The 25,632-nt window shown below is 55.2% G+C and carries 18 protein-coding genes; 4 read left to right on the plus strand and 14 right to left on the minus strand.

All coding sequences use genetic code 11. The features are described 5' to 3' along the window. Positions 1 to 2: 2 nt before the first annotated feature. The 6 genes from ihfB to M8014_RS08375 all read right to left on the minus strand — a co-directional run bounded on the left by ihfB (position 3) and on the right by M8014_RS08375 (position 6,356). Complete coding sequence (ihfB, locus tag M8014_RS08350) at positions 3 to 290, minus strand: integration host factor subunit beta (protein ID WP_271269421.1); 288 nt, start codon at positions 288 to 290, stop codon at positions 3 to 5. 119 nt (positions 291 to 409) lie between these two features. Continuing rightward, the gene (rpsA, locus tag M8014_RS08355; RefSeq protein ID WP_271282058.1) at positions 410 to 2,083 is read right to left on the minus strand and encodes a 30S ribosomal protein S1; all 1,674 of its coding nucleotides are present in this window, start codon (positions 2,081 to 2,083) and stop codon (positions 410 to 412) included. 108 nt (positions 2,084 to 2,191) lie between these two features. Continuing rightward, complete coding sequence (gene cmk, locus M8014_RS08360) at positions 2,192 to 2,875, minus strand: (d)CMP kinase (protein ID WP_271282059.1); 684 nt, start codon at positions 2,873 to 2,875, stop codon at positions 2,192 to 2,194. Positions 2,876 to 3,058: 183 nt separating this feature from the next. Next, the gene (aroA, locus tag M8014_RS08365; RefSeq protein WP_271282060.1) at positions 3,059 to 4,342 is read right to left on the minus strand and encodes a 3-phosphoshikimate 1-carboxyvinyltransferase; all 1,284 of its coding nucleotides are present in this window, start codon (positions 4,340 to 4,342) and stop codon (positions 3,059 to 3,061) included. A gap of 70 nt (positions 4,343 to 4,412) precedes the next feature. Continuing rightward, positions 4,413 to 5,501 carry a 3-phosphoserine/phosphohydroxythreonine transaminase gene (gene serC / locus M8014_RS08370; RefSeq protein ID WP_271282061.1) on the minus strand — a complete coding sequence of 363 codons (1,089 nt, stop codon included), beginning with the start codon at positions 5,499 to 5,501 and terminating at the stop codon, positions 4,413 to 4,415. 162 nt (positions 5,502 to 5,663) lie between these two features. After that, positions 5,664 to 6,356, minus strand: coding sequence for a DUF421 domain-containing protein (locus M8014_RS08375; RefSeq protein ID WP_271282062.1), 693 nt, complete (start codon positions 6,354 to 6,356; stop codon positions 5,664 to 5,666). 138 nt (positions 6,357 to 6,494) lie between these two features. Here M8014_RS08375 and ycaO point away from each other — a divergent pair, with 138 nt between their 5' ends. From ycaO to pflA, 4 genes are all read left to right on the plus strand, one after another. Then, positions 6,495 to 8,255 carry a 30S ribosomal protein S12 methylthiotransferase accessory factor YcaO gene (gene ycaO / locus M8014_RS08380; RefSeq protein ID WP_271282063.1) on the plus strand — a complete coding sequence of 587 codons (1,761 nt, stop codon included), beginning with the start codon at positions 6,495 to 6,497 and terminating at the stop codon, positions 8,253 to 8,255. Between the two features lie 406 nt (positions 8,256 to 8,661). Continuing rightward, on the plus strand, positions 8,662 to 9,519 hold the full coding sequence (focA, locus tag M8014_RS08385) for a formate transporter FocA (protein ID WP_271282064.1): 858 nt from the start codon (positions 8,662 to 8,664) through the stop codon (positions 9,517 to 9,519). Between the two features lie 51 nt (positions 9,520 to 9,570). Then, positions 9,571 to 11,853, plus strand: a complete 2,283-nt coding sequence (gene pflB, locus M8014_RS08390) for a formate C-acetyltransferase (protein ID WP_271282065.1) — start codon at positions 9,571 to 9,573, stop codon at positions 11,851 to 11,853. A 203-nt stretch (positions 11,854 to 12,056) separates the two neighbouring features. Next, entirely contained in the window at positions 12,057 to 12,797 is a 741-nt protein-coding gene (gene pflA, locus M8014_RS08395; protein ID WP_271282066.1) for a pyruvate formate lyase 1-activating protein, read from the plus strand. A 37-nt stretch (positions 12,798 to 12,834) separates the two neighbouring features. Here the strand turns inward: pflA and M8014_RS08400 are convergent, their stop codons facing one another. The 8 genes from M8014_RS08400 to ftsK all read right to left on the minus strand — a co-directional run bounded on the left by M8014_RS08400 (position 12,835) and on the right by ftsK (position 25,618). Continuing rightward, the gene (locus tag M8014_RS08400; protein WP_271282067.1) at positions 12,835 to 13,983 is read right to left on the minus strand and encodes an MFS transporter; all 1,149 of its coding nucleotides are present in this window, start codon (positions 13,981 to 13,983) and stop codon (positions 12,835 to 12,837) included. A gap of 274 nt (positions 13,984 to 14,257) precedes the next feature. Then, positions 14,258 to 15,121, minus strand: a complete 864-nt coding sequence (locus M8014_RS08405) for a dimethyl sulfoxide reductase anchor subunit family protein (RefSeq protein ID WP_271282068.1) — start codon at positions 15,119 to 15,121, stop codon at positions 14,258 to 14,260. Between the two features lies 1 nt (position 15,122). Beyond that, a complete protein-coding gene (locus M8014_RS08410) occupies positions 15,123 to 15,740 on the minus strand; it encodes a DMSO/selenate family reductase complex B subunit (RefSeq protein ID WP_271282069.1) in 618 nt (205 codons plus the stop codon). A 10-nt stretch (positions 15,741 to 15,750) separates the two neighbouring features. Further along, the gene (gene dmsA / locus M8014_RS08415) at positions 15,751 to 18,195 is read right to left on the minus strand and encodes a dimethylsulfoxide reductase subunit A (RefSeq protein ID WP_271282070.1); all 2,445 of its coding nucleotides are present in this window, start codon (positions 18,193 to 18,195) and stop codon (positions 15,751 to 15,753) included. A gap of 209 nt (positions 18,196 to 18,404) precedes the next feature. Continuing rightward, on the minus strand, positions 18,405 to 19,697 hold the full coding sequence (gene serS, locus M8014_RS08420) for a serine--tRNA ligase (RefSeq protein ID WP_271282071.1): 1,293 nt from the start codon (positions 19,695 to 19,697) through the stop codon (positions 18,405 to 18,407). A gap of 93 nt (positions 19,698 to 19,790) precedes the next feature. Further along, complete coding sequence (gene rarA / locus M8014_RS08425; protein ID WP_271282072.1) at positions 19,791 to 21,134, minus strand: replication-associated recombination protein RarA; 1,344 nt, start codon at positions 21,132 to 21,134, stop codon at positions 19,791 to 19,793. Positions 21,135 to 21,143: 9 nt separating this feature from the next. Then, positions 21,144 to 21,758, minus strand: a complete 615-nt coding sequence (gene lolA, locus M8014_RS08430) for an outer membrane lipoprotein periplasmic chaperone LolA (RefSeq protein ID WP_271282073.1) — start codon at positions 21,756 to 21,758, stop codon at positions 21,144 to 21,146. A 131-nt stretch (positions 21,759 to 21,889) separates the two neighbouring features. After that, a complete protein-coding gene (ftsK, locus tag M8014_RS08435) occupies positions 21,890 to 25,618 on the minus strand; it encodes a DNA translocase FtsK (RefSeq protein WP_271282074.1) in 3,729 nt (1,242 codons plus the stop codon). Positions 25,619 to 25,632 lie beyond the last annotated feature (14 nt).

Here is a 25,632-nt window from a genome sequence, read left to right on the forward strand (position 1 = left end):
ACTCAGTCTTCGTAAATATTGGCGCGATCGCGCAGTTCTTTACCCGGCTTAAAGTGTGGAACGTATTTACCTTCCAGCTCGACTTTATCGCCAGTCTTCGGGTTACGCCCGGTTCGTGGAGCACGATAGTGCAGAGAAAAACTACCGAAACCGCGGATTTCAATGCGCTCGCCCTGGGCAAGAGTGGTGGCCATATGCTCCAACATCTCTTTGACCGCATCTTCCACTGCTTTAGCAGGGATATGCGATTGCTGACTGGCAAGTCTTTCAATCAATTCTGACTTGGTCATGATTCCTCCGGTTCCTTCAACAAATGAGCTAAACAGCTTAAACAAGGGCGGCCGTAGCCGCCCTTTGTTATTGATTACAGGACGAATCCTGCAATCTGTCAAGTCACTCAGAGAGTAACTTACTCGCCTTTAGCAGCTTTGAAAGCTTCAGCCATTGCGTTGTTGGAGAAACCTACATCTTCCTGTTTGTTAACAGTTGCGATTGCATCTTTCTCATCAGCTTCGTCTTTAGCACGAACAGACAGGCTGATTGCACGGTTCTTACGATCAACGCCGGTGAATTTAGCTTCAACGTCGTCGCCTACGCTCAGAACCAGAGTTGCATCTTCAACGCGGTCACGTGAAGCTTCAGAAGCGCGCAGGTAACCTTCAACGCCGTCAGCCAGTTCTACGGTTGCGCCTTTAGCGTCAACTGCAGTGACTTTACCGTTTACGATTGCGCCTTTCTTGTTCACTGCAACCCAGTTGTTGAACGGATCTTCTGCGAGCTGTTTAACGCCCAGAGAGATACGCTCACGCTCTGCGTCAACCTGCAGAACAACTGCTGCGATTTCGTCGCCTTTTTTGTATTCACGTACTGCTTCTTCGCCTGCAACGTTCCAGGAGATGTCAGACAGGTGAACCAGGCCGTCGATGCCGCCGTCCAGGCCGATGAAGATACCGAAGTCAGTGATAGACTTGATTTTACCTTCAACACGGTCGCCCTTGTTGTGGGTTTCCGCGAACTGCTGCCATGGGTTGTTTTTGCACTGCTTCAGACCCAGGGAGATACGACGACGTTCTTCGTCGATATCCAGAACCATAACTTCCACTACGTCACCAACGTTAACAACTTTGGATGGGTGGATGTTTTTGTTGGTCCAGTCCATTTCGGAAACGTGTACCAGGCCTTCAACGCCTTCTTCGATTTCAACGAAGCAGCCGTAGTCGGTCAGGTTGGTCACGCGGCCAGTCAGTTTGGTACCTTCTGGGTAACGCTTAGCGATAGCGACCCATGGATCTTCGCCCAGCTGTTTCAGGCCCAGGGACACACGGGTACGCTCGCGGTCGAACTTCAGCACTTTAACAGTGATTTCGTCGCCAACGTTCACGATTTCGCTTGGGTGCTTAACGCGTTTCCACGCCATGTCGGTGATGTGCAGCAGGCCATCAACGCCACCCAGGTCAACGAATGCGCCGTAGTCAGTGAGGTTCTTAACGATACCTTTGACTTCCATGCCTTCCTGCAGGTTTTCCAGCAGCTGATCGCGTTCTGCACTGTTTTCGGATTCGATAACAGCACGACGAGAAACAACAACGTTGTTACGCTTCTGGTCAAGCTTGATGACTTTGAACTCAAGCTCTTTGCCTTCGAGGTGCAGGGTGTCACGGACTGGACGAACGTCTACCAGTGAACCTGGCAGGAACGCGCGAATACCATTCAGCTCAACAGTGAAGCCACCTTTAACTTTGCCGTTGATAACACCGACTACAGTTTCAGCTTCTTCGTAAGCTTTTTCCAGCGTGATCCAAGCTTCGTGACGTTTAGCTTTTTCACGGGACAGCAGGGTTTCACCGAAGCCGTCTTCTACTGCATCCAGAGCAACGTCAACTTCGTCACCAACCTGGATTTCCAGCTCGCCCTGGGCGTTTTTGAACTGCTCTGCCGGAATGGCAGACTCAGATTTCAGACCGGCGTCAACCAGTACGATATCTTTGTCGATAGCAACAACAACACCACGAACGATGGAACCCGGACGGGTTTCGATTGTTTTTAAGGATTCTTCAAATAGTTGAGCAAAAGATTCAGTCATGTTTAATCTTCAGGTTAATATAACGTCCACGCAGCTCCATGCCGGATGGGGTTGTTTCACATACCCGCCGACAATCCATTGCAGCGGGGTACTTCAAATCTGTCGCGGTTACGCGATTGCCAGTTTTTGGCGCGCGTATTGTAGCGCTTTTTCAATCACTTGCTCAATAGTTAAACTGGTAGAATCCAGAACTAATGCATCATCTGCAGGAACAAGCGGTGCAACGGCGCGATTACGGTCGCGATCGTCACGCTCTTTTATCTCGGACAAAAGACGTTCAAAGTTAACATCAAAGCCCTTTTCCTGCAACTGTAGCATGCGGCGTTGCGCACGCTCTTCCGAAGAGGCGTCAAGGAAGATTTTGACCGGCGCATCAGGAAAAACAACTGTCCCCATATCACGGCCGTCGGCGATCAGGCCTGGCGCATCGCGGAACGCACGCTGGCGGCGTAACAGCGCCTCGCGAACGCGCGGGAATGCGGCGACCTGCGAGGCCGCACTGGCCACGTCCTGGGTACGGATTTCACCGCTCACGTCTTCGCCTTCGAGGATCACTTCCAGATTGCCATTGGTGGAGACAAAGCGCACATCCAGATGGGCGGCCAGCGGCACCAGGGCCTCTTCCGACGCCACATCCACATGATGGTGCAACGCGGCCAGCGCCAGCACGCGATAGATTGCGCCTGAATCTAAAAGATGCCATTGCAATGCTTCCGCCATCGCTTTGCACAGCGTGCCTTTACCTGCACCACTCGGCCCGTCAATGGTAATTACCGGGGCAATTGCCGTCATCTTTTTCTCCTTAATATAGGCATACCGATGTATGAACGCCGCGCATTATACGCGCCTGGCCGCACAACTGTTACCTTTGCGTGCAAATTGCAGAATGATTGAAGCTGAGTGTAGAAGAAATGGCCGATGACAACGTCAGGAAGCGTAAGGAAATGCCGCATCGGGCGATGCGGCACAGGTTCATCAGGCAAGCGTACTGATGCGCGCCAGCTGTTCGAAATAGTCCGGGAAGGTTTTCGCGGTACATTTCGGATCGAGGATAGTGACCGGGGTATCCGACAACGCCACCAGCGAGAAGCACATCGCCATACGGTGATCGTTGTAGGTGCCGATTTCAGCAACCTGCAGTTGGGCAGGTGGCGTCACGCGAATGTAATCCTCGCCCTCTTCAACTTCTGCACCCACTTTTCGCAGCTCCGTCGCCATCGCGAACAGGCGGTCGGTCTCCTTCACACGCCAGTTATAGATGTTGCGCAGGGTGGTGGTGCCTTTGGCAAACAGCGCCGCCGTGGCAATGGTCATTGCCGCATCCGGGATATGGTTCATGTCCATATCGATGGCATTCAGCTCACCGTGAGTACAGGAGATGAAGTCATCGCCCCAGGTGACAACCGCGCCCATCTTTTCCAGCACGTCGGCAAAACGAATATCGCCCTGCACGCTGTTGCGACCGATACCGGTCACTTTAACGGTGCCACCTTTAATAGCACCCGCCGCGAGGAAATAGGACGCCGATGAGGCATCGCCTTCTACCAGATAGTTGCCCGGCGTCTGATACTGCTGCGCACCGCGCACCACAAAACGCTGGTAATTCTGGTTTTCAACGTCGACGCCGAAGGTTTTCATCAGGTGCAGGGTGATATCGATATAAGGTTTTGATACCAGTTCACCTTTGATAATAATGACCGTATCCTGCGGAGCCAACGGCGCTGTCATTAACAGCGCGGTCAGGAACTGGCTGGAGACGCTACCGTCCACCGCCACGTCGCCACCGGTAAAGCCCCCACGCAGGCGCAGCGGCGGATAGTTTTCTTGTTCCAGATAATCGACCTGTGCGCCGCCCTGACGCAGAGCATCCACCAGATGGCCGATTGGACGCTCTTTCATGCGTGGCTCGCCGGTCAGGACGATATTATTGCTGCCCAGACACAGTGCCGCCGCCAGCGGGCGCATCGCCGTACCGGCATTACCGAGGAACAGCTCCAGCGCATCGGCTGACTGCAGCGCACCGGCATTGCCGGTCACTTCACAACGGGTCCGGTCGGCAGACAGCGTAAACTGAACGCCCAACGCTTTCAGCGCATTGAGCATATGGCGAACGTCATCGCTGTCCAGCAGATTGGTCAGGACAGTGGTGCCGTTTGCCAGCGCTGCCAGCAGCAAGGCGCGGTTCGAGACACTTTTTGAACCAGGCAGATTAATGGTGCCATCTACCCGCGCAATAGGTTGTAACGTCAGGGATTCCATGAAGCTTAACTCTCAACTCAACATAATAAAAAACCCCGCAGCCAGGCTACGGGGGTGAATACTGGCGGGATTAACCGTGGCGACGTTCGAAGTCAGTCATGAAGGCGGTCAGGGCCTGAACGCCTTCGAGCGGCATCGCGTTATAAATAGAGGCACGCATGCCGCCCACAACGCGGTGGCCTTTCAGCGCATGCAGGCCAGCAGCAAACGACTCTTCAAGGAACAGCTTATCCAGATTGCTGTCTGCCAGCTGGAACGGCACGTTCATGCGCGAACGGTTAGCCTGAGCCACGTCGTTGCGATAGAAGTCGCTGGCGTCGATCACGCCGTACAGCAGTTCCGCTTTCTGCTGATTGATCTTGTCCATCTGCGCCACACCACCATTGTTACGCAGCCATTTAAAGACCAGACCTGAGAGATACCAGGCAAACGTCGGTGGGGTATTGAACATTGAATCGTTATCGTTCAGGACGCTGTAATCCAGAATCGACGGGCACGCCTTATGCGCTTTACCCAGCAGGTCTTCGCGCACAATCACCAGCGTCAGGCCAGCGGGGCCGATATTTTTCTGCGCACCGGCGTAAATCACGCCGAAGCGGCTGACATCGAGCGGGCCGGAGAGGATCGTCGAGGAGAAGTCGGCGGCTACCACCACGTCGTCGCCAAAGTCTGGTGTTTCGTGGATCGCAATACCGTCGATGGTTTCATTCGGGCAGTAGTGCAGATACGCCGCATCGCGGGACAGCTGCCACTCGCTCATTGGCTTCACGGCACGTAAACCATCAACCGTGGTTTTGGCGTCAATGACATTTGCGGTGCAGTATTTATGGGCTTCTTTCACTGCGCTTGCGGCCCAGTAACCGGCATCCACATAGTCTGCGGTGGTTTTATCGCCCAGCAGGTTCAGCGGGAGTCCTGCGAACTGGCCGCGACCGCCGCCGTGGCAGAACAAAACTTTGTAGTTTGAGGGGATATTCAGCAGGAAACGAAAATCCTTTTCTGCCTCTTCCGCCACCTGAATAAACTCTTTACCACGGTGGCTGACTTCCATCACCGACGTGCCCAGACCGTTCCAGTCACACAGCTCTTGTTGAGCTTGTTTGAGCACTTCCGCCGGTAACATTGCCGGACCTGAACTAAAATTAAAGACCTGAGTCATTTCCCCTCACCACGCTAAAAGCCATAAGTTATAACTGTGGATATCGGTTTTATCATTCAGTCACACGCGCCGCAATGACTAAAACTGACGAGCGGTAAAATGTGCGCTGCTTCACACAACACATTCCACCGTGCATCGGTAACAAAACCGACATAATGGCTATCAGGTAATGCGTTTCGCCCGGCTGGCCTTCGTCCATTCCGGATGTTTGCAGCGCGGACATAAACGTTGTTCCCCGGCGGACAGGGTCAGAATGTGGCTACAGCGGATGCAGACATACTCCCCCTCATCCGGCACACGTATAAAGCGTTCAATACATTTGTCCGGCAAAATGCACAGCCCCGGCTTCACATCGTCGTCATGATAGTAATAGACGCTGATTTGCCCGTTAGTCTCCAGAATCGCCAGCCGCACCTGCCCCAGCTGTTCGACGCTGCTGATGCGAAGTTCCATAAAGAACTCGAACTCCGTCATATTGGCCCTGTTCAGCTCCTCCCAGGCAAGTTGCCCCTCTTTCACAATGACCACGGGTTTGCCTTCAAACAGATCTTCCAGCTTTTCGCTTTTCGACATCAGCCACATCACCAGCCGATACAGCAGACCGAGGGTGACGAACACAATCAGTACCGGGAGCATCGGCACGTCATCGTAAAAGGCGACGTCCCCGGCCGCCGAGCCCAGCGTCAGAATAATCAGCACCTCAAACAGCGACATCTGCCGAACGCCGCGACGGCCGGTGATTTTAAGGAACAGAAAGACTAAAACGAAGGTATACAGGCTGCGCAGCGCCACTTCCCATAAAAAGTCCGGTGGAACCTTGTCAAACGCCATTCGTTGCAAATCGAACGTTTTCATTTTTTTATGCCTTAACAGTAGGTTACTGTCAGTAAGCATAGTTCAGCCTTTTATTTTCGTTGAAACCGTCGGGAGGATAGCGCCTGTCATGCAAAACCCGTATCATTGCGCGCTTTCCGTACGATATAAGTGAATGCCATGACTCAAACGTTTATCCCCGGCAAAGACGCCGCCCTGGAAGATTCCATCGCTCGTTTCCAGCAAAAACTGACCGACCTGGGCTTTAACATCGAAGAAGCCTCCTGGCTCAACCCGGTCCCTCACGTCTGGTCGGTGCATATCCGCGATAAAGAGTGCGCGCTGTGCTTTACCAACGGTAAAGGCGCCACCAAAAAAGCGGCGCTGGCCTCTGCGCTGGGTGAGTATTTTGAACGTCTGTCCACCAACTATTTCTTTGCTGATTTCTGGCTGGGCGACACCGTGGCAAATGGCCCGTTTGTTCACTATCCGAATGAAAAATGGTTCCCGCTGACCGAAGATGACGAGCTGCCGGAAGGTATTCTCGACGATCGTCTGCGTGCATTTTACGATCTGGACAACCAGCTGACCGCCGGCATGCTGGTGGATCTGCAGTCAGGAAACGACGATCGGGGTATTTGCGCCCTGCCGTTTACCCGTCAGTCCGATGAGCAGACGGTGTATATCCCGATGAACATCATCGGTAACCTGTATGTCTCTAACGGCATGTCCGCAGGTAACACCCGCAACGAAGCGCGTGTTCAGGGCCTGTCTGAAGTCTTCGAACGCCACATCAAAAACCGCATTATCGCGGAATCCATCAGCCTGCCGGAAATCCCAGCCGACGTGCTGGCGCGTTACCCGGGCGTGGTGGAGTCCATTGCGAAGCTCGAAGCAGAAGGCTTCCCAATCTTTGCTTACGACGGCTCGTTGGGCGGCAACTATCCGGTTATCTGCGTCGTCCTGTTCAACCCGGCTAACGGCACCTGCTTCGCCTCGTTTGGCGCGCACCCGGACTTTGGCGTGGCGCTGGAACGTACCGTTACCGAGCTGCTGCAGGGCCGCAGCCTGAAAGATCTCGACGTCTTTACCCCGCCGACCTTCGATGACGAAGAAGTGGGTGAGCATGCCAACCTGGAAACTCACTTCATCGACTCCAGCGGTTCCATCTCCTGGGATATGTTCAAGCAGGACGCGGATTATCCGTTTGTTGACTGGAGCTTCGCGGGCACTACAGAAGAAGAGTTCGCGACGCTGATGGCAATTTTCGCGGCAGAAGATCAGGAAGTGTACATCGCCGATTACGAACATCTGAGCGTGTACGCGTGCCGTATTCTGGTGCCGGGCATGTCCGACATCTATCCGGTTGAAGATCTGTGGCTGGCCAACAACAGCATGGGCAGCCATCTGCGCGAAACGCTGCTGGCCCTGCCGGCGAGCAGCTGGGAGAAAGAGGACTACCTGAACCTGATCACCCAGTTGGACGATGAAGGCCACGACGACTTTACCCGCGTGCGCGAGCTGCTGGGGCTGGCAACGGGCAAAGATAACGGCTGGTACACCCTGCGCATTGGCGAGCTGAAGGCGATGCTGGCGCTGGCGGGTGGCGATCTGGAACAGGCGCTGATCTGGACCGAGTGGACCATCGAATTTAACGCCTCTATCTTCAGTGCAGAACGCGCTAACTACTACCGCTGCCTGCAGACGCTGCTGTTACTGGCGCAGGAAGAAGATCGTCAGCCGCTGCAGTATCTCAACGCGTTTGTGCGTATGTACGGTGCAGAAGCGGTAGACACCGCCAGCGCGGCCCTGAGCGGCGAAGCGCCTTTCCACGGCCTGCAGGCTGTGGATAGCGATCTTAAGGCCTTCCCTGCTCATCAGTCACTGCTGAAAGCCTATGAGAAATTGCAGAAAGCGAAAAGCGCTTACTGGGCAAAATAGCGGCGATTAGCATTACAAACTGTAGGCTTATACAATCACCTACGTTATATTACGGGGCAATTTAATTGCCCCGTTTTTTTATTTCTTGGGCAATAAAACTCAAATGTATTAATAAAGTTAAACAAGCGTAACTATAATAATCGCGACCTGAGGCTTATTGTTACTTTTTATGTTAAATACTCCATTATAATTAACTGCCATGGAGGGAGTCGGGAGAAAAAAATCAAATCATTTTGTAACTTTTAAAATTTATTTTTATACGGATAATCAAATACTTACCCTGCTCCTGCTGGAAAACCACGCACTTTGCGGGCCTATAAGCCAGGCGAGATATGATCTACATCAATTTCTCTTCTATAATGCTTTGTTAGTATCTCGTCGCCGACTTAATAAAGAGAGAGTTAGTGTGAAAGCTGACAACCCTTTTGATCTTTTACTCCCAGCTGCAATGGCCAAAGTGGCCGAAGAAGCGGGTGTCTATAAAGCTACGAAACAACCGCTGACGACGTTCTTCCTGGCGATCACCGCCGGTGTGTTCATCTCCATTGCGTTTGTGTTCTACATCACCGCCACCACCGGGACTGCCGGGATGCCCTTCGGCATCGCTAAGCTGATTGGCGGCATCTGTTTCTCGCTGGGTTTGATTTTGTGCGTCATTTGCGGCGCCGATCTCTTTACCTCGACGGTGCTTATCGTGGTGGCGAAAGCCAGCGGTAGGATTACCTGGGGCCAACTGGCAAAAAACTGGCTCAACGTTTACGTTGGAAACCTGATTGGCTGCCTGCTGTTTGTTCTGCTGATGTGGTTGTCGGGTGAATACATGACCGCCAACGGCGCCTGGGGACTGAACGTCCTGCAAACCGCTGACCATAAAGTACACCATACCTTTATCGAAGCCGTCGCGCTGGGTATCCTCGCAAACCTGATGGTCTGCCTGGCCGTCTGGATGAGCTACTCCGGACGCAGCCTGATGGACAAAGCCATGATTATGGTTCTGCCTGTCGCCATGTTCGTTGCCAGCGGCTTTGAGCACAGTATTGCTAACATGTTTATGATTCCTTTCGGTATCGTAATTCGCGACTTCGCTAGCCCGGAGTTCTGGACCGCAGTTGGTTCCAGCCCGGAAAATTTCTCTCACTTAACCGTTATGAACTTCATCACTGATAATCTGATCCCTGTCACAATCGGGAACATTATCGGCGGGGGTCTGCTGGTTGGGTTGACATACTGGGTCATTTACCTGCGTGGCGATAACCATCATTAATGGTTATCTCAGGCAGTAAATAAAAAATCCACTTAAGAAGGTAGGTATCACATGTCCGAGCTTAATGAAAAGTTAGCCACAGCCTGGGAAGGTTTTGCCAAAGGTGATTGGCAGAACGAAGTCAACGTCCGTGACTTCATCCAGAAAAACTACACTCCATATGAAGGTGACGAATCCTTCCTGGCCGGTGCAACCGACGCAACCACCACTCTGTGGGACAGCGTTATGGAAGGCGTTAAACAGGAAAACCGCACTCACGCGCCTGTTGATTTCGACACCTCCATTGCCTCTACCATCACTTCTCACGACGCGGGTTATATCCAGAAGTCTCTCGAGAAGATCGTTGGTCTGCAGACTGAAGCGCCACTGAAACGCGCCATTATTCCGTTCGGTGGCATCAAAATGGTTGAAGGTTCGTGCAAAGCGTACGATCGCGAACTGGACCCAATGCTGAAAAAAATCTTCAGCGAATACCGCAAAACGCACAACCAGGGCGTGTTTGATGTTTACACCAAAGACATCCTGAACTGCCGTAAATCTGGCGTGCTGACCGGTCTGCCGGATGCGTATGGCCGTGGCCGTATCATCGGTGACTACCGTCGCGTTGCGCTGTACGGTATCGACTTCCTGATGAAAGACAAATACGCACAGTTCCTGTCTCTGCAGTCTGACATGGAAAATGGCGTAAACCTGGAAGCGACCATCCGTCTGCGCGAAGAGATCTCCGAGCAGTACCGTGCCCTGGGTCAGATCAAAGAAATGGCGGCTAAATACGGCTGTGATATCTCTGCTCCAGCGACTAACGCACAGGAAGCTATTCAGTGGACCTACTTCGGCTACCTGGCCGCTGTGAAGTCTCAGAATGGCGCAGCAATGTCCTTCGGTCGCGTATCCACCTTCCTGGATGCATACATCGAACGTGACCTGAAAGCTGGCAAAATCACCGAAACCGACGCACAGGAAATGATTGACCACCTGGTCATGAAACTGCGTATGGTTCGCTTCCTGCGTACCCCAGAATACGATGAGCTGTTCTCTGGTGACCCAATCTGGGCAACAGAATCTATCGCCGGTATGGGTGTAGATGGCCGTACTCTGGTGACCAAAAGCAGCTTCCGTTTCCTGAACACCCTGTACACCATGGGGCCGTCTCCGGAGCCGAACATCACCATTCTGTGGTCTGAAAAACTGCCACTGAACTTCAAAAAATATGCCGCTAAAGTGTCCATCGATACCTCTTCTCTGCAGTACGAGAATGATGATCTGATGCGTCCTGACTTCAACAACGATGATTACGCTATCGCTTGCTGCGTAAGCCCAATGATTGTTGGTAAGCAAATGCAGTTCTTCGGTGCTCGCGCTAACCTCGCGAAAACCATGCTGTACGCAATCAACGGCGGCGTTGATGAAAAACTGAAAATCCAGGTTGGTCCTAAATCTGAACCAATCAAAGCTGACGTTCTGGACTTCAACGAAGTAATGGATCGTCTGGATCACTTCATGGACTGGCTGGCTAAACAGTACGTCACCGCACTGAACGTCATCCACTACATGCACGACAAGTACAGCTACGAAGCTTCTCTGATGGCTCTGCACGACCGTGACGTGGTTCGCACCATGGCATGTGGTATCGCAGGTCTGTCCGTTGCCGCTGACTCCCTGTCTGCTATCAAATATGCGAAAGTTAAACCGATTCGTGACGAAGACGGTCTGGCTATCGACTTCGAAATCGAAGGCGAATACCCGCAGTTTGGTAACAACGACTCTCGCGTTGATGACATGGCAGTTGACCTGGTTGAACGTTTCATGAAGAAAATTCAGAAACTGACCACCTACCGTGACGCTATCCCGACTCAGTCTGTTCTGACCATCACCTCTAACGTTGTGTATGGTAAGAAAACCGGTAACACCCCAGACGGTCGTCGTGCTGGCGCGCCATTCGGACCAGGTGCTAACCCAATGCACGGCCGTGACCAGAAAGGTGCTGTTGCCTCTCTGACCTCCGTTGCTAAACTGCCGTTTGCCTACGCCAAAGATGGTATCTCTTATACCTTCTCTATCGTGCCAAACGCGCTGGGTAAAGACGACGAAGTGCGTAAAACCAACCTCGCGGGTCTGATGGACGGTTACTTCCATCACGAGGCGTCCATCGAAGGTGGTCAGCACCTGAACGTGAACGTCATGAACCGTGAAATGCTGCTCGACGCGATGGAACATCCGGAAAAATATCCGCAGCTGACCATCCGTGTATCTGGCTACGCAGTACGCTTCAACTCGCTGACGAAAGAACAGCAGAAAGACGTTATTACCCGTACTTTCACTCAGTCCATGTAATTGGATTTGACTGAAATCACGCAGTAAAAAGCGTACAATAAAGGCTCCACACAAGTGGGGCCTTTTTAACACCCCCCGCCCCACAGTCTCTTTTGTCCGCTATCTATACTGAATGGATAACAGCCAAAACAGACTCGACACAGCCGTTTGAGTTGTGCACATAAACAGGCCCCGGACGGGCCGAATCTGGAGATATCACCGCAATGTCAACTATTGGTCGCATTCACTCCTTTGAGTCCTGTGGCACCGTCGATGGCCCAGGCATCCGCTTTATTACCTTCTTCCAGGGCTGCCTGATGCGCTGCCTGTACTGCCATAACCGCGATACCTGGGATACCCACGGCGGCAAAGAGGTCACCGTTGAAGAGTTGATGAAAGAGGTGGTGACCTACCGCCACTTTATGAACGCTTCCGGCGGCGGTGTAACCGCATCAGGCGGCGAAGCGATCCTGCAGGCCGAATTTGTGCGTGACTGGTTCCGCGCCTGCCGTAAAGAGAGCATCCATACCTGCCTGGACACCAATGGCTTTGTCCGTCGCTACGATCCGGTCATTGATGAGCTGCTGGAAGTGACCGATCTGGTCATGCTGGATCTCAAGCAGATGAACGACGAAATCCACCAGAATCTGGTGGGCGTGTCGAACCACCGCACCCTTGAGTTCGCGAAGTATATTTCCGGCAAAGGCATCAAAACCTGGATCCGCTACGTTGTCGTACCGGGCTGGTCAGACGATGACGACTCCGCGCACCGCCTGGGCGAGTTCACCCGCGATATGGGCAACGTTGAAAAAATCGAGCTGCTGCCGTATCACGAGCTGGGCAAACACAAGTGGGTAGCGATGGGCGAAGAGTACAAGCTCGATGGCGTGAAGCCGCCGAAGAAAGAGACCATGGAACGTGTGAAAAGCATTCTGGAGCAGTACGGTCACAAAGTGATGTACTAAAAAATACCCGGCTAATCAGCCGGGTATTTTTTTAGCCTCAGGCATGCGCCACAGAGGTAGGATGCTCCCCCGCTTTACGCAGCAGCATTAACAGGTAGATAAACGACACGCTGGCAATCATGACAAACAGCAGATTGTCGGAATAGTTCTGCATCAGCATCGCCGTCAGCGTCGGCCCCAGCAGACTGCCGATGGTATAGCTCAGTAGCAGAGCCTGGTTCATCGCCACCAGCTGATGCTGTTCGACTTTTTCGCAGGCCCAGGCCATTGCCACCGGATAAAGCGTAAAGCCCGCCGCCCCGAGGATAAACAGCGCGGGTGCCATCGACGCGTTACCGAGCATCGCCATACAGCCCATGATCACCACAAACACCTGAACACGTAGCACCAGCAGGCGGCCAAACTTGTCGGCAAGACGACCAATCGGCCATTGCCCGACGATCCCGGCGCTGACCATCACCGCCATCCAGAAGCCAATCCCGGCATCGCTGACACCCTGGTGGTTGAGATAGAGCGGCATCAGGCCGTACAGTGAACCGAGCACAATCCCGGAAATAATGCAGCCGTTTACGCCCAGACGGGCCTGACGCAGGCGGAACATCGGCCAGACGCGGGCCGGTTCCTGATGCGCATCCTGCTGATGCAGAATGCGGGTGAACAGCAGCGGCAGGATCGCAGCCAACACCAGACCGGTCACCCACGGCAGCACGCTCATCAGGTCAGTAGGCAGTTTGCTGACCATTACCTGACCCAGTACGGTACCCACGTAATACACCATCATATAGGCGGCCAACAGGCGTCCGCGATTACGCGACGTCCCACTGCACATCAGGGCGCTCTCAACGACTACCCAGATCATTGCGCAGCCGACCCCGGCCACAAAGCGCATGCTCATCCAACTCCAGAAGCCCATCATCAGCCCCAGCCCAACACAGCCGACGGCGAAAATTAGCGACGCCAGGTAATAGCAGCGGTTAAAGCCCAGGCGCTTGATCATCTTGCCGGCGATCACCGTGCCCAGCAGGTTACCGGTAAAATAGGACGAGCCAATCATGCCAACCTGCCAGGTAGGCATGTTTTCATGGGCGAGCCAAAGCGGAACGAGGGTGTTTAACACCGCGATCGCCAGGGTCAGCAAAAGCAGGCCACAGAGCAACAGCTGCACCGGGCGGGAATAGGTAGACATGGATTAAAAACCGTGAGGATGTTCAGATTTCGTGCGCATCATGCCACTGGCAAAAACAAAGTCAATCCATCCACTTAGGCCGCTCGCACGATTTGCAGGCTATCGATTTGAAAAACTTATCCTGCTTCGCTTACCGGCACGGCGAACATTTATTATCTGATTGTTTTTGTTTAAATAAAATTAAATCAGTGCCAGATGTTCAGTTGAAAAATTTCATGATCGGTAAAAGAAAAGCCGGGCACGTTGTCCCGGCTGGTTATAACTCAATGCTCGCTTAGCTGGCCACGGCCACACCCACCGTCATATGCAGCCCGTAAAAGACGCCGCGACCGATCAGTTCGCCCGCCAGCACCAGGATGAACGCCAGCGACAGCAGCGGCAACGCCGGGCGATCGCCCTTCAGCTGCGGCACGACCCAGCATGCCAGCGCAGCCACCAGCAACACCATGCGCCAGGCCATTAACGAACCGTAATCCGGCACCAGCGCGGACGCTTGCTGGAGAGAGCTGGAAATCGTCGCCAGCTCCGCCCCCTGCATCAGCGCAACCACCACGCTAGCGGTCAACGCCAGCAGCATCACTACGGGCAACAGACGCATCGCCCAGCCCTCAACGCCCGCCACGCGCAGCAGCAGATAGCCGAGCAGTGGCCCGCCAATAAACATGGTCAGGAAGAAGCTCAGCGGCGTCCAGATGCTGTACCAGGTCGGCACGGTGTCGATAGTGTTATAGACCCGCACCATCATCCAGACGAAGACAACGCCCAGCACCATCGTGACTATCAGCCACAGAGCACGTAAACCCGTAGGCAGTTTTCCGACGATTGCCAGCAGCCAGCCCAGCCCACCAACGGCGAAGAACAACGCCCCGCTGGCAATTTCATTGCTGAGCGCGGACGCACCAACCCGATTAAGCGAGTTAAAGGCGCGCAGCGGCGAGCCGAGGTGCAGCGTGGAGGCGACAAAGCCCACCCCCATTAGCCCCCACAGCACCAGCATATTCATCAGCAGGCGCTGCTGCTTATAGCGCGACAGTTCCCCTTTGAACAGTGCGAAGGCGAGCACGATAAAGCCCCCCACGACGCACTGCCCAAAGACCGTGAAAATCATCAACGGCCATTCATGCCATCCACTTCCCATCTCACACCTCCTTTGGATTGGCCAGATAGCCGGTGGTGTCACCCGTCGGTCGGCTGTTGGCATTGGGTTTAATCACGATACTCGGCTTGGTGAAGTGCGCCGACGGCAGCGGGGCCACGGCGGCGAGCTGACCGTGCTTTTTGCGCAGCGCGTCAATCGGGCCGAAGTCCAGCGCCCGCAGCGGGCAGGACTCGACGCAAATCGGCTTGTTGCCCTCTGCCACCCGGTCATGGCAGCCGTCGCACTTGGTCATATGGCCTTTGGCAGAGTTGTACTGCGGCGCGCCGTACGGGCAGGCCATGTGGCAGTAACGACAGCCGATACAGACCTCTTCGTTTACCACCACAAAACCGTCGTCACGTTTGTGCATCGCCCCGCTGGGGCAGACTTTGGTGCAGGCCGGATCTTCGCAGTGGTTGCAGGCAATCGACAGGTAATAGGCAAAGACGTTCTGGTGCCAGACGCCGTTATCCTCCTGCCAGTCGCCGCCTGCGTACTCGTAGATGCGGCGGAAGCTGACGTCCGGAGTCAGGTCCTTGTAATCCTTGCACGCCAGCTCGCAGGTTTTACACCCGGTGCAGCGGCTGGAATCAATAAAAAATCCATACTGAGTGGTCATGAGCTACTCCTTACGCCTTTTCAACCTGAACCAGGTTACTGTGGGACGGGTTGCCTTTCGCCAGCGGCGACGGGCGTTGGGTGGTCAGCACGTTAATGCAGCCAGCCTGATCGACACGGCTGGCGTCCGGGTTGTACCAGGCCCCTTCGCCTAAGGCGACAACACCCGGCAGAATACGCGGCGTTACTTTAGCTTCGATATGCACTTCGCCACGGCCATTGAAGATCCGCACCCGTTCGCCGTTTTTAATCCCGCGCTTTTGCGCATCCAGCGGATTGATCCAGATCTCCTGACGGCAGGCCGCCTGCAGTACGTCCACGTTGCCGTAGGTTGAGTGGGTACGCGCTTTGTAGTGGAAACCGGTCATCTGCAGCGGATAATCTTTGCTCTGCGGATCGTCGTAGTTTTCAAAGCCAGGGCTATAAACCGGTAGCGGATCGATCACATCGTCCTTATCCAGCTCCCAGCTAGCAGCAATTTGCGCCAGCTGCGCGGAGTAGATCTCGATTTTGCCGGATGGCGTGGTCAGCGGGTTAGCGACAGGATCGGCGCGGAACGCTTTATAGGCCACGTGATGCCCTTCAGGATCGCGTTGCTTGAACATGCCATGCTGACGAAACTCATCAAACGACAGCAGCTCAGGAATTGCGGTACGTGACTGCTCATACAGATGGCGCATCCACCCTTCCTGGGTGCGGCCTTCGGTGAACTGCTGCTCAACACCCATCCGTTTTGCCAGTTCGGAAGTCATCTCATAGATGGTTTTGCATTCGAAACGGGGTTTGATCGCCTGGTCGGCAAAAATGACGTATGCCATGTTGCCGCAGGAGGCATCCAGCGCGAAGTCCATCTGTTCAGAGGCGGTGCAGTCCGGCAGCAGGATATCGGCATACTTCGCCGACGAGGTCATATGGCAATCCACCACCACAATCAGCTCGCATTTTTTGTCATCCTGCAGGATGTCATGGGTGCGGTTGATCTGAGAGTGCTGGTTGATGAGACAGTTACCGGCGTAGTTCCAGATCATCTTGATCGGCACATCGAGCTTGTCTTTACCGCGCACGCCGTCGCGGGTGGCGGTCATCTCCGGACCACGCTCAATAGCATCGGTCCACATAAACATGGAGATGCTGGTCTGAACCGGGTTTTCCAGCGTGGGCATGCGGACAAACGGCAGAGAATACGAGCCTTCGCGCGCGCCGCTGTTACCGCCGTTGATCCCCACATTACCGGTCAAAATCGCCAGCATGGAGATTGCGCGGGACACCAGTTCACCGTTGGCATGACGCTGCGGGCCCCATCCTTGTGAAATAAAGGCCGGTTTGGCTCCGGCAATTTCCCGCGCCAGCTGCACAATCCGCGCTTCGGGAATACCGGTGATCGCCGCCGCCCATGCGGGGGTTTTGGCGATACCGTCATTACCCTGACCGAGAATATAGGCTTTATAGTGGCCGTTCGCGGGCGCACCTTCCGGCAGCGTTTTTTCGTCGAAGCCGACGCAGTATTTATCGAGGAACGGCTGATCGACGAGATTCTCGCGGATCATCACCCATGCCAGCGCGGAGATCAGCGCTGCATCAGTACCGGGACGGATCGGGATCCACTCATCTTCACGCCCTGCTCCGGTGTCGGTATAGCGTGGGTCAATCACGATCATCCGGGCGTTGGATTTCTGCCGTGCCTGTTCAATGTAGTACGTTACCCCACCGCCGCTCATGCGCGTTTCACCGGGGTTATTACCGAACAGGACGACTAGCTGGCTGTTTTCTATATCCGACGGGCTGTTACCATCCGCCCAGCCGCCGTAGGTATAGCTCAGGCCTGCAGCAATTTGCGCGGTGGAGTAGTCGCCGTAATGATTGAGGTAACCGCCGCAGCAGTTCATCAGACGGGCAATCAGTGTTTTACCGGGTGGCCATGAGCGGGTCATGGTCCCGCCCAGGGTCCCGGTACCGTAGTTCAGATAGACTGACTCATTGCCGTAATCTTTAATCAAACGCTGCATATTGCTGGCGATGGTATCAAAGGCCTCTTCCCAGCTGATACGCTCGAACTTACCTTCGCCACGTTTGCCGACGCGCTTCATCGGGTATTTCAGGCGGTCAGGGTTGTAGACGCGACGACGCATTGAGCGTCCACGCAAACAGGCCCGAACCTGGTGTAATCCATCGTAGTTATCATCACCCGTGTTGTCCGTCTCGACATATTTGATTTCACCGTCGATAACGTGCATGCGTAGCGGGCAGCGACTGCCGCAGTTTACTGTGCAGGCGCTCCAGACCACTTTCTCATCAGGCTTTACCGCAGCCGGGGCTTCTGCAGCCGAGACCAGGCGTGAAAAAGGCAATGTTAATGCGCTACTGGCAACCGCCAGGCCGCCAATCGCCGTGGTTTTCATCAACCCACGACGACTCACCTCAGCAGCAAGCAACGCATCCGGCGTTTTCATTTTCATAGACTCTCACTTTGATTGCTCACAATGATAAAATTTGCGGCAATAACCGCTATATAGTTATTTATATAAAGGATGGATGTGTTAGCCGATGTTTATGCTAACCATCTGTGGGGAAGTATTACTACTTTGGAGGTAAGAGGTATTGCCTGATGTCAAAAGCGGGGCATAAAAAAAGCGCCCGCAGGCGCTTTTTTGTTAAGGCAGATAGATTAGCCGATGAACTGTTGGCCTTTCATGTACGGGCGCAGCACTTCAGGAATTTCAATGCGACCGTCAGCCTGCTGGTAGTTTTCCAGCACGGCAACGAGCGTACGTCCTACAGCCAGACCCGAGCCGTTCAGGGTGTGAACCAGACGGGTTTTCTTGTCAGACTTAGTACGGCAGCGCGCCTGCATACGGCGAGCCTGGAAATCTCCGACGTTAGAGCAGGAGGAGATTTCACGGTAGGTGCCCTGCGCCGGAACCCATACTTCCAGGTCGAAGGTTTTGCAGGCACCAAAGCCCATGTCACCGGTACACAGCGCCATACGGCGGTACGGCAGGCCCAACAGCTCCAGCACTTTTTCTGCATGACCGGTCATCTCTTCCAGCGCGGCCATGGACTCTTCCGGACGCACGATCTGTACCATTTCGACTTTGTCGAACTGGTGCATACGGATCAGACCACGGGTATCACGCCCGTAGGAACCCGCTTCAGAACGGAAGCACGGCGAGTGCGCGGTCAGTTTGATCGGCAGATCGTCTTCGTCGATGATCTCGTCGCGAACGAGGTTGGTCAGCGGCACTTCTGCGGTTGGGATCAGTGCATAATTGCTGCTGTCGGCTTCTTCATCCAGCGGACGGGTGTGGAACAGATCGCCGGCAAACTTCGGCAGCTGACCTGTGCCGTACAGCGTATCGTGGTTCACCAGATACGGGACGTAGGTTTCGCTGTAGCCGTGCTGTTCCGTGTGCAGATCCAGCATGAACTGGGCCAGCGCGCGGTGCAGGTGGGCAATCTGCCCTTTCATCACCACAAAGCGGGAACCGGTCAGCTTAACGGCAGCGGCAAAATCGAGGCCCGCGTGCATTTCACCGAGGGTGACATGGTCGCGCACGTCAAAATCGAATTCGCGAGGCGTGCCCCAGCGTTTCACTTCAACGTTGTCATTTTCGTCTTTGCCGACAGGGACGCTGTCGTCTGGGGTATTCGGGATAGCCAGCGCGATATTGCGAATTTCTGCGAGCAGCTCTTCCAGCTCAGCCTTCGCCTGATCCAGCTCTTCACCGAGTTTGTTCACTTCCAGACGCAATGGCTCAATGTCTTCCCCGCGCGCTTTCGCCTGGCCGATGGATTTCGATCGAGAGTTACGCTCTGCCTGCAAGTTTTCGGTTTGTACCTGCAAAACTTTACGACGCTCTTCGAGAGCGCCCAGCTTATCTACATCCAGCTTAAAGCCCCGGCGTGCCAGTTTTTCAGCGACTGCGTCTGGCTCGTTACGCAACAGATTGGGATCGAGCATGCTTATCCTGTGCTTATCGAATTAAAAAATAGGAGGAAATGACCGCAGCCTGCGATCATCAGATACGTTACCAACATTACCGCAACGATAGGCCTAACGGTAGCGTTTTATAGGGCTATTTTGATCCTGTCCGGCCAACCAGGCGAGCTTTTCGCCAATCTTACCCTCAAGGCCCCTGTTTGTCGGATGATAATAACGCGTTTGTGCCATTTCCTGCGGAAAATAGGCTTCTCCGGCAGCATAGGCATTGGGTTCATCGTGCGCGTAGCGATACTCCTGACCGTACCCCATCTCTTTCATCAGTTTGGTCGGGGCATTGCGCAGGTGGACTGGCACGTCATAGTCAGGCCGCTCACGGGCGTCGGACATGGCCGCCTTAAATGCGGTGTAGACGGCATTACTCTTCGGCGCGCAGGCCAGATAAACAATCGCCTGCGCAATGGCGCGTTCACCTTCCGCGGGCCCAACCCGGGTAAAGCAGTCCCAGGCGGATAGTGCCACCTGCATGGCGCGCGGATCGGCGTTACCGACATCTTCCGAGGCAATAGCCAGACAGCGGCGCGCCACATACAGCGGATCGCCCCCGGCGGTAATAATGCGTGCATACCAGTACAGGGCAGCATCAGGTGAACTGCCGCGTACCGATTTATGCAGCGCGGAGATCAGGTCGTAGAAACGGTCGCCCTTATTATCAAAACGCGCGCTGCGCTCCCCGGCGATTTCAGTGAGCAAAGCGGGTTGCAACACCCGCTTGCCGCGGGTATCAGACTCGGCCATGTCGGCCATCATCTCCAGCGTGTTCAGCGCCCGGCGTGCATCGCCGTTGACCAGCTCCGCAATGGCGCGGCGGGTTTCGTCAGGCAGAACAATGTCCTGCCCGCCGTAGCCGCGCGCTTTATCGTCCATTGCCTGGGTCAGCACCTGTTCAATGTCTTCGGTGGTTAACGACTTCAGCAGATAGACGCGGGCCCGGGACAACAGCGCCGAGTTCAGTTCGAACGAGGGATTTTCGGTGGTGGCGCCGATAAACGTAATGGTGCCATCTTCGATGTGCGGCAGGAACGCATCCTGCTGGCTCTTGTTGAAGCGGTGGACTTCGTCGACAAACAGGATCGTGCGGCGACCGGCATTGCGACTCTGGCGCGCACGTTCAATTGCTTCACGGATCTCTTTCACCCCGGAGGTGACGGCAGAAATACGTTCAACGTCTGCATCCGCATAGCGGCCGATGACTTCGGCCAGCGTGGTCTTGCCGGTGCCTGGCGGTCCCCACAGGATCATCGAATGCAGATGCCCGGCCTCAATGGCGCGCGGCAAGGGCTTACCCGCAGCCAGCAGGTGCTGCTGGCCGATGTATTGCGCTAAATTTTCTGGCCGCATACGGGCGGCCAGAGGTTGAAACGCATTATCTGAAAAATCGAGCGACAGGTTGCCCACTCACGCCTCTTACTTGTTACGTTGGTCATCCACCGTTACGCCCTTCGGCGGGGTAAAGGTGAATTTCGATGCCTCAATAGCGCCGTTTTGCTGTGATTTCAGCTGATAACTGCTGCGCTGTTCGTCCTGCTCAACGGCGCTGAACTGATTGATAGTGCCATTCGCGCTAACGTTGATGGTGAACTGCTTCAGGTTGCCGTTGCTGCCTTTTGGCGTCAGGACAAAGTCATCGCCGTTCTGTTTAATGTTGTACTGCTGCCAGTCGCTGGTCTGGTTACGGGCGATCAGCATAAACGGGGTGTTGCTGGTGGCATCTTTCAGCCAGGTCGCCGTCGCCTGCTCAACAAACGGGTTAAAGAACCACAGTGTTTGTCCGTCAGAGACGAGGATGCTTTCATCCGGCTGCGTCATATGCCAGTTGAAAAGATTCGGACGCTTAACCCACAGATCGCCCTGACCTTCCTGCACCGCATTACCGCTGCCGTCAGTCACTTTCTGGGTGAAGCTGGCGTGGAAGCTGCTCACTTTATCCAGGCGGCTTTTCAGATCGCTGGCGGCATCAGCCCAGACGCTGCTTGCCACAAAGCTGGTCAGTAATGCACAGGTGATAGCGATTTTTTTCATTGTTATTCCTTACAATACGTCATCCCGAAATGGGAGCTTTCTGTCAACTATTCTGGACCTGCCCGCAGGCAGGCGACAGAAGAAAATGCTTAAATTTTGCTGATTTACCCATCTTTGCAATCGCGGGTGAATCACTCAAACGGCGGGGGTGCCAGCACTTCACGGTTACCGTTATGGCCCTGTTCGCTGACGATCCCCTGCGCTTCCATCTGCTCGATGATACGCGCCGCGCGGTTGTAACCGATGCGGAACTGACGCTGTACCCCGGAGATCGACGCTTTGCGTTTTTCGGTGACGAAGTTAACGGCCTGGTCGAACAACGGATCGAGATCTTCACCGCCGTCAACACCGCCGCCACCGCCACCTTCGCTCTCGCTGTCAGAGGTGATGCCTTCAACGTACTGGGGACGACCACGCGCCTTCCAGTCCTGGACCACGGCATGGACTTCCTGGTCACGGACGAACGCGCCATGAACACGCACCGGCGAGGTGGAATTCGGCCCGGAATAGAGCATATCCCCCATGCCGAGCAGTGATTCCGCACCCGCCTGATCGAGGATAGTACGGGAGTCGATTTTGCTCGACACGGTAAAGGCAATACGGGTCGGGATATTGGCTTTAATCAGGCCCGTGATCACGTCCACCGACGGTCGCTGCGTCGCCAGCACCAGATGGATCCCCGCCGCACGCGCCTTTTGCGCCAGGCGGGCAATCAGCTCTTCAACTTTCTTGCCGACGGTCATCATCAGGTCGGCAAATTCATCCACCAGCACCACAATATACGGCAGTTTTTCCAGCACCGGATGTTGGGCATCCATGCTGTCACCCGGCTTCCAGTACGGATCCGGGATTGGGCGCCCCATTTTGGCTGCTTCCGCGATGATGTCGTTGTAGCCCGCGAGGTTACGCACCCCGAGCGCCGACATCAGCTTGTAGCGGCGTTCCATCTCGTTGACGCTCCAGCGCAGGGCGTTGGCGGCATCTTTCATATCGGTGACCACTTCGGTCAACAGATGCGGGATCCCTTCATAAACCGACAGTTCCAGCATTTTCGGGTCGATCATGATGAAACGCACATCTTCCGGCTGGGCTTTATACAGGATGCTGAGGATCATGGCGTTAACGCCGACTGACTTACCGGAGCCCGTCGTACCTGCCACCAGTAGGTGCGGCATTTTTGCCAGATCGGCAATCACCGGCTCACCGGCAATGTCTTTACCCAGCACCACGCTCAGCGGCGACGGGTTATCACGGAATTTAGCGTTGTCGAGTACTTCACGCAGGTAAACGGTCTGACGCTTTTTATTCGGTAATTCCAGGCCGACATACGGTTTGCCAGGAATGACCTCGACCACGCGCACGGCAACGGTCGACAGCGAACGCGCCAGATCACGGGAGAGGTTCGAAATACGTGCAGCTTTTACGCCCGGTGCCAGGTTCAGCTCAAAGCGGGTAATTACCGGACCCGGAGAGTAGTTCACCACATCTGCTTTAATGCGGAAGTCGGCCAGACGTAGCTCAACCAGACGCGCCATCTGATCCAGAGCAAAGGTATCTATCGGTTCAACTTCCGTTGGTGGCGGCGTGAGCAGATCAAACGACGGAAGCGGCGTCGTCGGTCTCTGGAGCGGACGGCTATCACCGTTACGCATCAACAGCGGATGGATCAGGCTCTGCTGCGGCTGAACCGGAGGCTGCGGTGCCTGAACCTGCGGCTGCGGCTGAGCGAATTGCTGCGGTTGTGCAACCTGTTGCGGCTGCGCATAGTGCTGTGGTTGCTGCACCGGTGCCGGGGCCACGGCAGGCTGCGGCGGCGTATACGCTTCGCGCGGCGGTTCTGCATCTGGCATCACGCCCGGGGTGAACAGGGGTTCACTCGGCGTATCATCCACCAGATCTTTCATCGGTGAGAATTCGAAGTCTGCCAGCGAGAACGGACTCGCCCCCTTGGGCTGTTCACCGGCGTAACGCTGCTGCTGCGTCGCGGCGAACTGACGCGCCAGCTCCTGCTCTGCGGCATCGTCGTCTTCTTGCTGCTGATAATGCTGAGGCTCAGGCTGATACTCTTCGCCATAACGCTGCTGCTGCGTTGCGGCAAACTGACGCGCCAGCTCATCCTGCTGCATCTCATCAGTATCATCACTGTACTGGTCGTCGTCGTACTGCTGACGCCCGACCTCACGCGCTTTCTCTTCTTCAGCCATGCGCTGAGAAGGCAGCTTGATGCCAAAAGAGGCCAGTTCGCGGCGAGTCGGGACGCGCACACGGTTAGGACGCGGCAGCTGCGGGCCAATGCCCTCTTTGACCTGCGGACGTGGTGCGCCGCTTGACGCGAGGCTGAATAAAGGCGCCGCGGCACTTGCTGCGGCGGTCGCCTGCTGCACGCCTGCAGCTACAGGTGCGACTGCAGCAGTGGCCGATACCGGATCAAAAGCCGGTACCGGAACAGAGGGAATTTCTACCGGTTTAACCGGAGCAGCCTCTTGCACTGGTTCAGGAACGGGCTGATACCAGGCCGCCAGCTGTTCACGCTCGCGGGCGCGCTTCTCTTCCACTTCTTCAAAATAGTAGAGCGGCGGACGGGTGGCTTTCACCTCTTCGACAGGCGACGCTTCCACCGTCGGTGGAGCAATAACCGGCTCCGGCTGGAGTTCTGGCTGCTGCGGTTCATACTGCGGCTCAGGCTGGTAAGGCGTCTCAGGCTGCTGAGGCGGCTGCCACTGCTGCTGGACATACTGTTCCGGCTCGGGGGCAATAACGGCTTCGGAAACCGGCACGCCAGGGACGGTTTGCCATTCAACCACCGGCTGTTGCAGAGAGGTCTCAGGAACAGAAGGCGCAGAGATTACCGGTTCAACCGGTGCAGCATAGGCCTGGGTGGCCGCCGTTGCGGCAGCGGCCGCCGCGATCGGCTCAGCGACGGAGTGGCCATTCAGAAGCGGGTCGTACTCATCATAGTCAGACGGTAGCGCGCGGTTGCCGGAAAATAGCACATCATCCGGATCGGCCGCGACGCCACGGGTGCTGTACGCCACTTCGTCGTCGTCCATCCGTTTCCCGGAGAACAGCGCGGCATCCGTTTTGCGGCCTAAGGGATTAGAGAATTTCTCGGCCACGCGCTTACGACGCAAAGCAGCGCCACGCAGAATGCGGGCCCGACGCGATTCGCGGCGTTCAACGACCGGTTCATCTTCATCGTAGTCATCTTCATACTCTTCGTCATTCACCCAGGTGTCATCCCGACGGGTGCGGTTGCTGGCGAAGGTCAGAATATTGAGGATCACGCTGCCGATCTTTTCGGCAATGCTGACCCAGGACCAGCCGGTAAACAGCGTCAGCCCTGCGCCCCAGACGCAAAGCAGCGCAATAGTCCCGCCGCTACTGTGCAGCATCGGCTGCAGCGCGGTGCTGAGCAGGCTGCCAATCACGCCGCCGGAGGCAAAATACCAGATGTCATCGGCGTTAATCGCCGCCAGACCGCAGGACGTCAGAAGCAATGCCAGCGCGCCAATCAGGCGCAGCGAGACGGCAAAATAGTCGATATAGTCATCGTTCTGACGATGGCGCCAGGCAAACCAACAGCCACCGATAATGATCACCGGCAGGGTGTAGGCCATCACGCCAAAAATAAAGAACAGCGTATCGGCAAGCCAGGCACCGGGAACGCCACCCAAATTATGGATAGGCTCATGCCATGCGGTTTGTGACCAGCTGGGATCGGAAGGATTGAAACTGAGTAAGGCCGCCATCAGCCAGACGGCAAACAGGGCAACGAGCAGCAATAACGCCTCAAGGAGTCGGCGTCCACTGCTCAGTTTGGTTAAATTGACTTCTTTGTCTTCGGTGTATTCCTGGCTCAAGAAAGGCTCTCCAG

Origin of the sequence: Silvania hatchlandensis (assembly GCF_025564065.1) — a bacterium.
In the GTDB taxonomy this organism is placed as follows: domain Bacteria; phylum Pseudomonadota; class Gammaproteobacteria; order Enterobacterales; family Enterobacteriaceae; genus Enterobacter; species Enterobacter hatchlandensis.

Bases quoted from the DNA above. Each gene is read 5' to 3' on its own strand.
- serC (WP_271282061.1), bottom strand. From the start codon at position 5,501: ATGACTCAGGTCTTTAATTTTAGTTCAGGTCCGGCAATGTTACCGGCG.
- M8014_RS08410 (WP_271282069.1), bottom strand. From the start codon at position 15,740: ATGACCACTCAGTATGGATTTTTTATTGATTCCAGCCGCTGCACCGGG.
- ihfB (WP_271269421.1), bottom strand. From the start codon at position 290: ATGACCAAGTCAGAATTGATTGAAAGACTTGCCAGTCAGCAATCGCAT.
- pflA (WP_271282066.1), top strand. From the start codon at position 12,057: ATGTCAACTATTGGTCGCATTCACTCCTTTGAGTCCTGTGGCACCGTC.
- dmsA (WP_271282070.1), bottom strand. From the start codon at position 18,195: ATGAAAATGAAAACGCCGGATGCGTTGCTTGCTGCTGAGGTGAGTCGT.
- M8014_RS08400 (WP_271282067.1), bottom strand. From the start codon at position 13,983: ATGTCTACCTATTCCCGCCCGGTGCAGCTGTTGCTCTGTGGCCTGCTT.
- aroA (WP_271282060.1), bottom strand. From the start codon at position 4,342: ATGGAATCCCTGACGTTACAACCTATTGCGCGGGTAGATGGCACCATT.
- cmk (WP_271282059.1), bottom strand. From the start codon at position 2,875: ATGACGGCAATTGCCCCGGTAATTACCATTGACGGGCCGAGTGGTGCA.
- M8014_RS08405 (WP_271282068.1), bottom strand. From the start codon at position 15,121: ATGGGAAGTGGATGGCATGAATGGCCGTTGATGATTTTCACGGTCTTT.
- M8014_RS08375 (WP_271282062.1), bottom strand. From the start codon at position 6,356: ATGAAAACGTTCGATTTGCAACGAATGGCGTTTGACAAGGTTCCACCG.
- serS (WP_271282071.1), bottom strand. From the start codon at position 19,697: ATGCTCGATCCCAATCTGTTGCGTAACGAGCCAGACGCAGTCGCTGAA.
- pflB (WP_271282065.1), top strand. From the start codon at position 9,571: ATGTCCGAGCTTAATGAAAAGTTAGCCACAGCCTGGGAAGGTTTTGCC.
- ycaO (WP_271282063.1), top strand. From the start codon at position 6,495: ATGACTCAAACGTTTATCCCCGGCAAAGACGCCGCCCTGGAAGATTCC.
- lolA (WP_271282073.1), bottom strand. From the start codon at position 21,758: ATGAAAAAAATCGCTATCACCTGTGCATTACTGACCAGCTTTGTGGCA.
- rpsA (WP_271282058.1), bottom strand. From the start codon at position 2,083: ATGACTGAATCTTTTGCTCAACTATTTGAAGAATCCTTAAAAACAATC.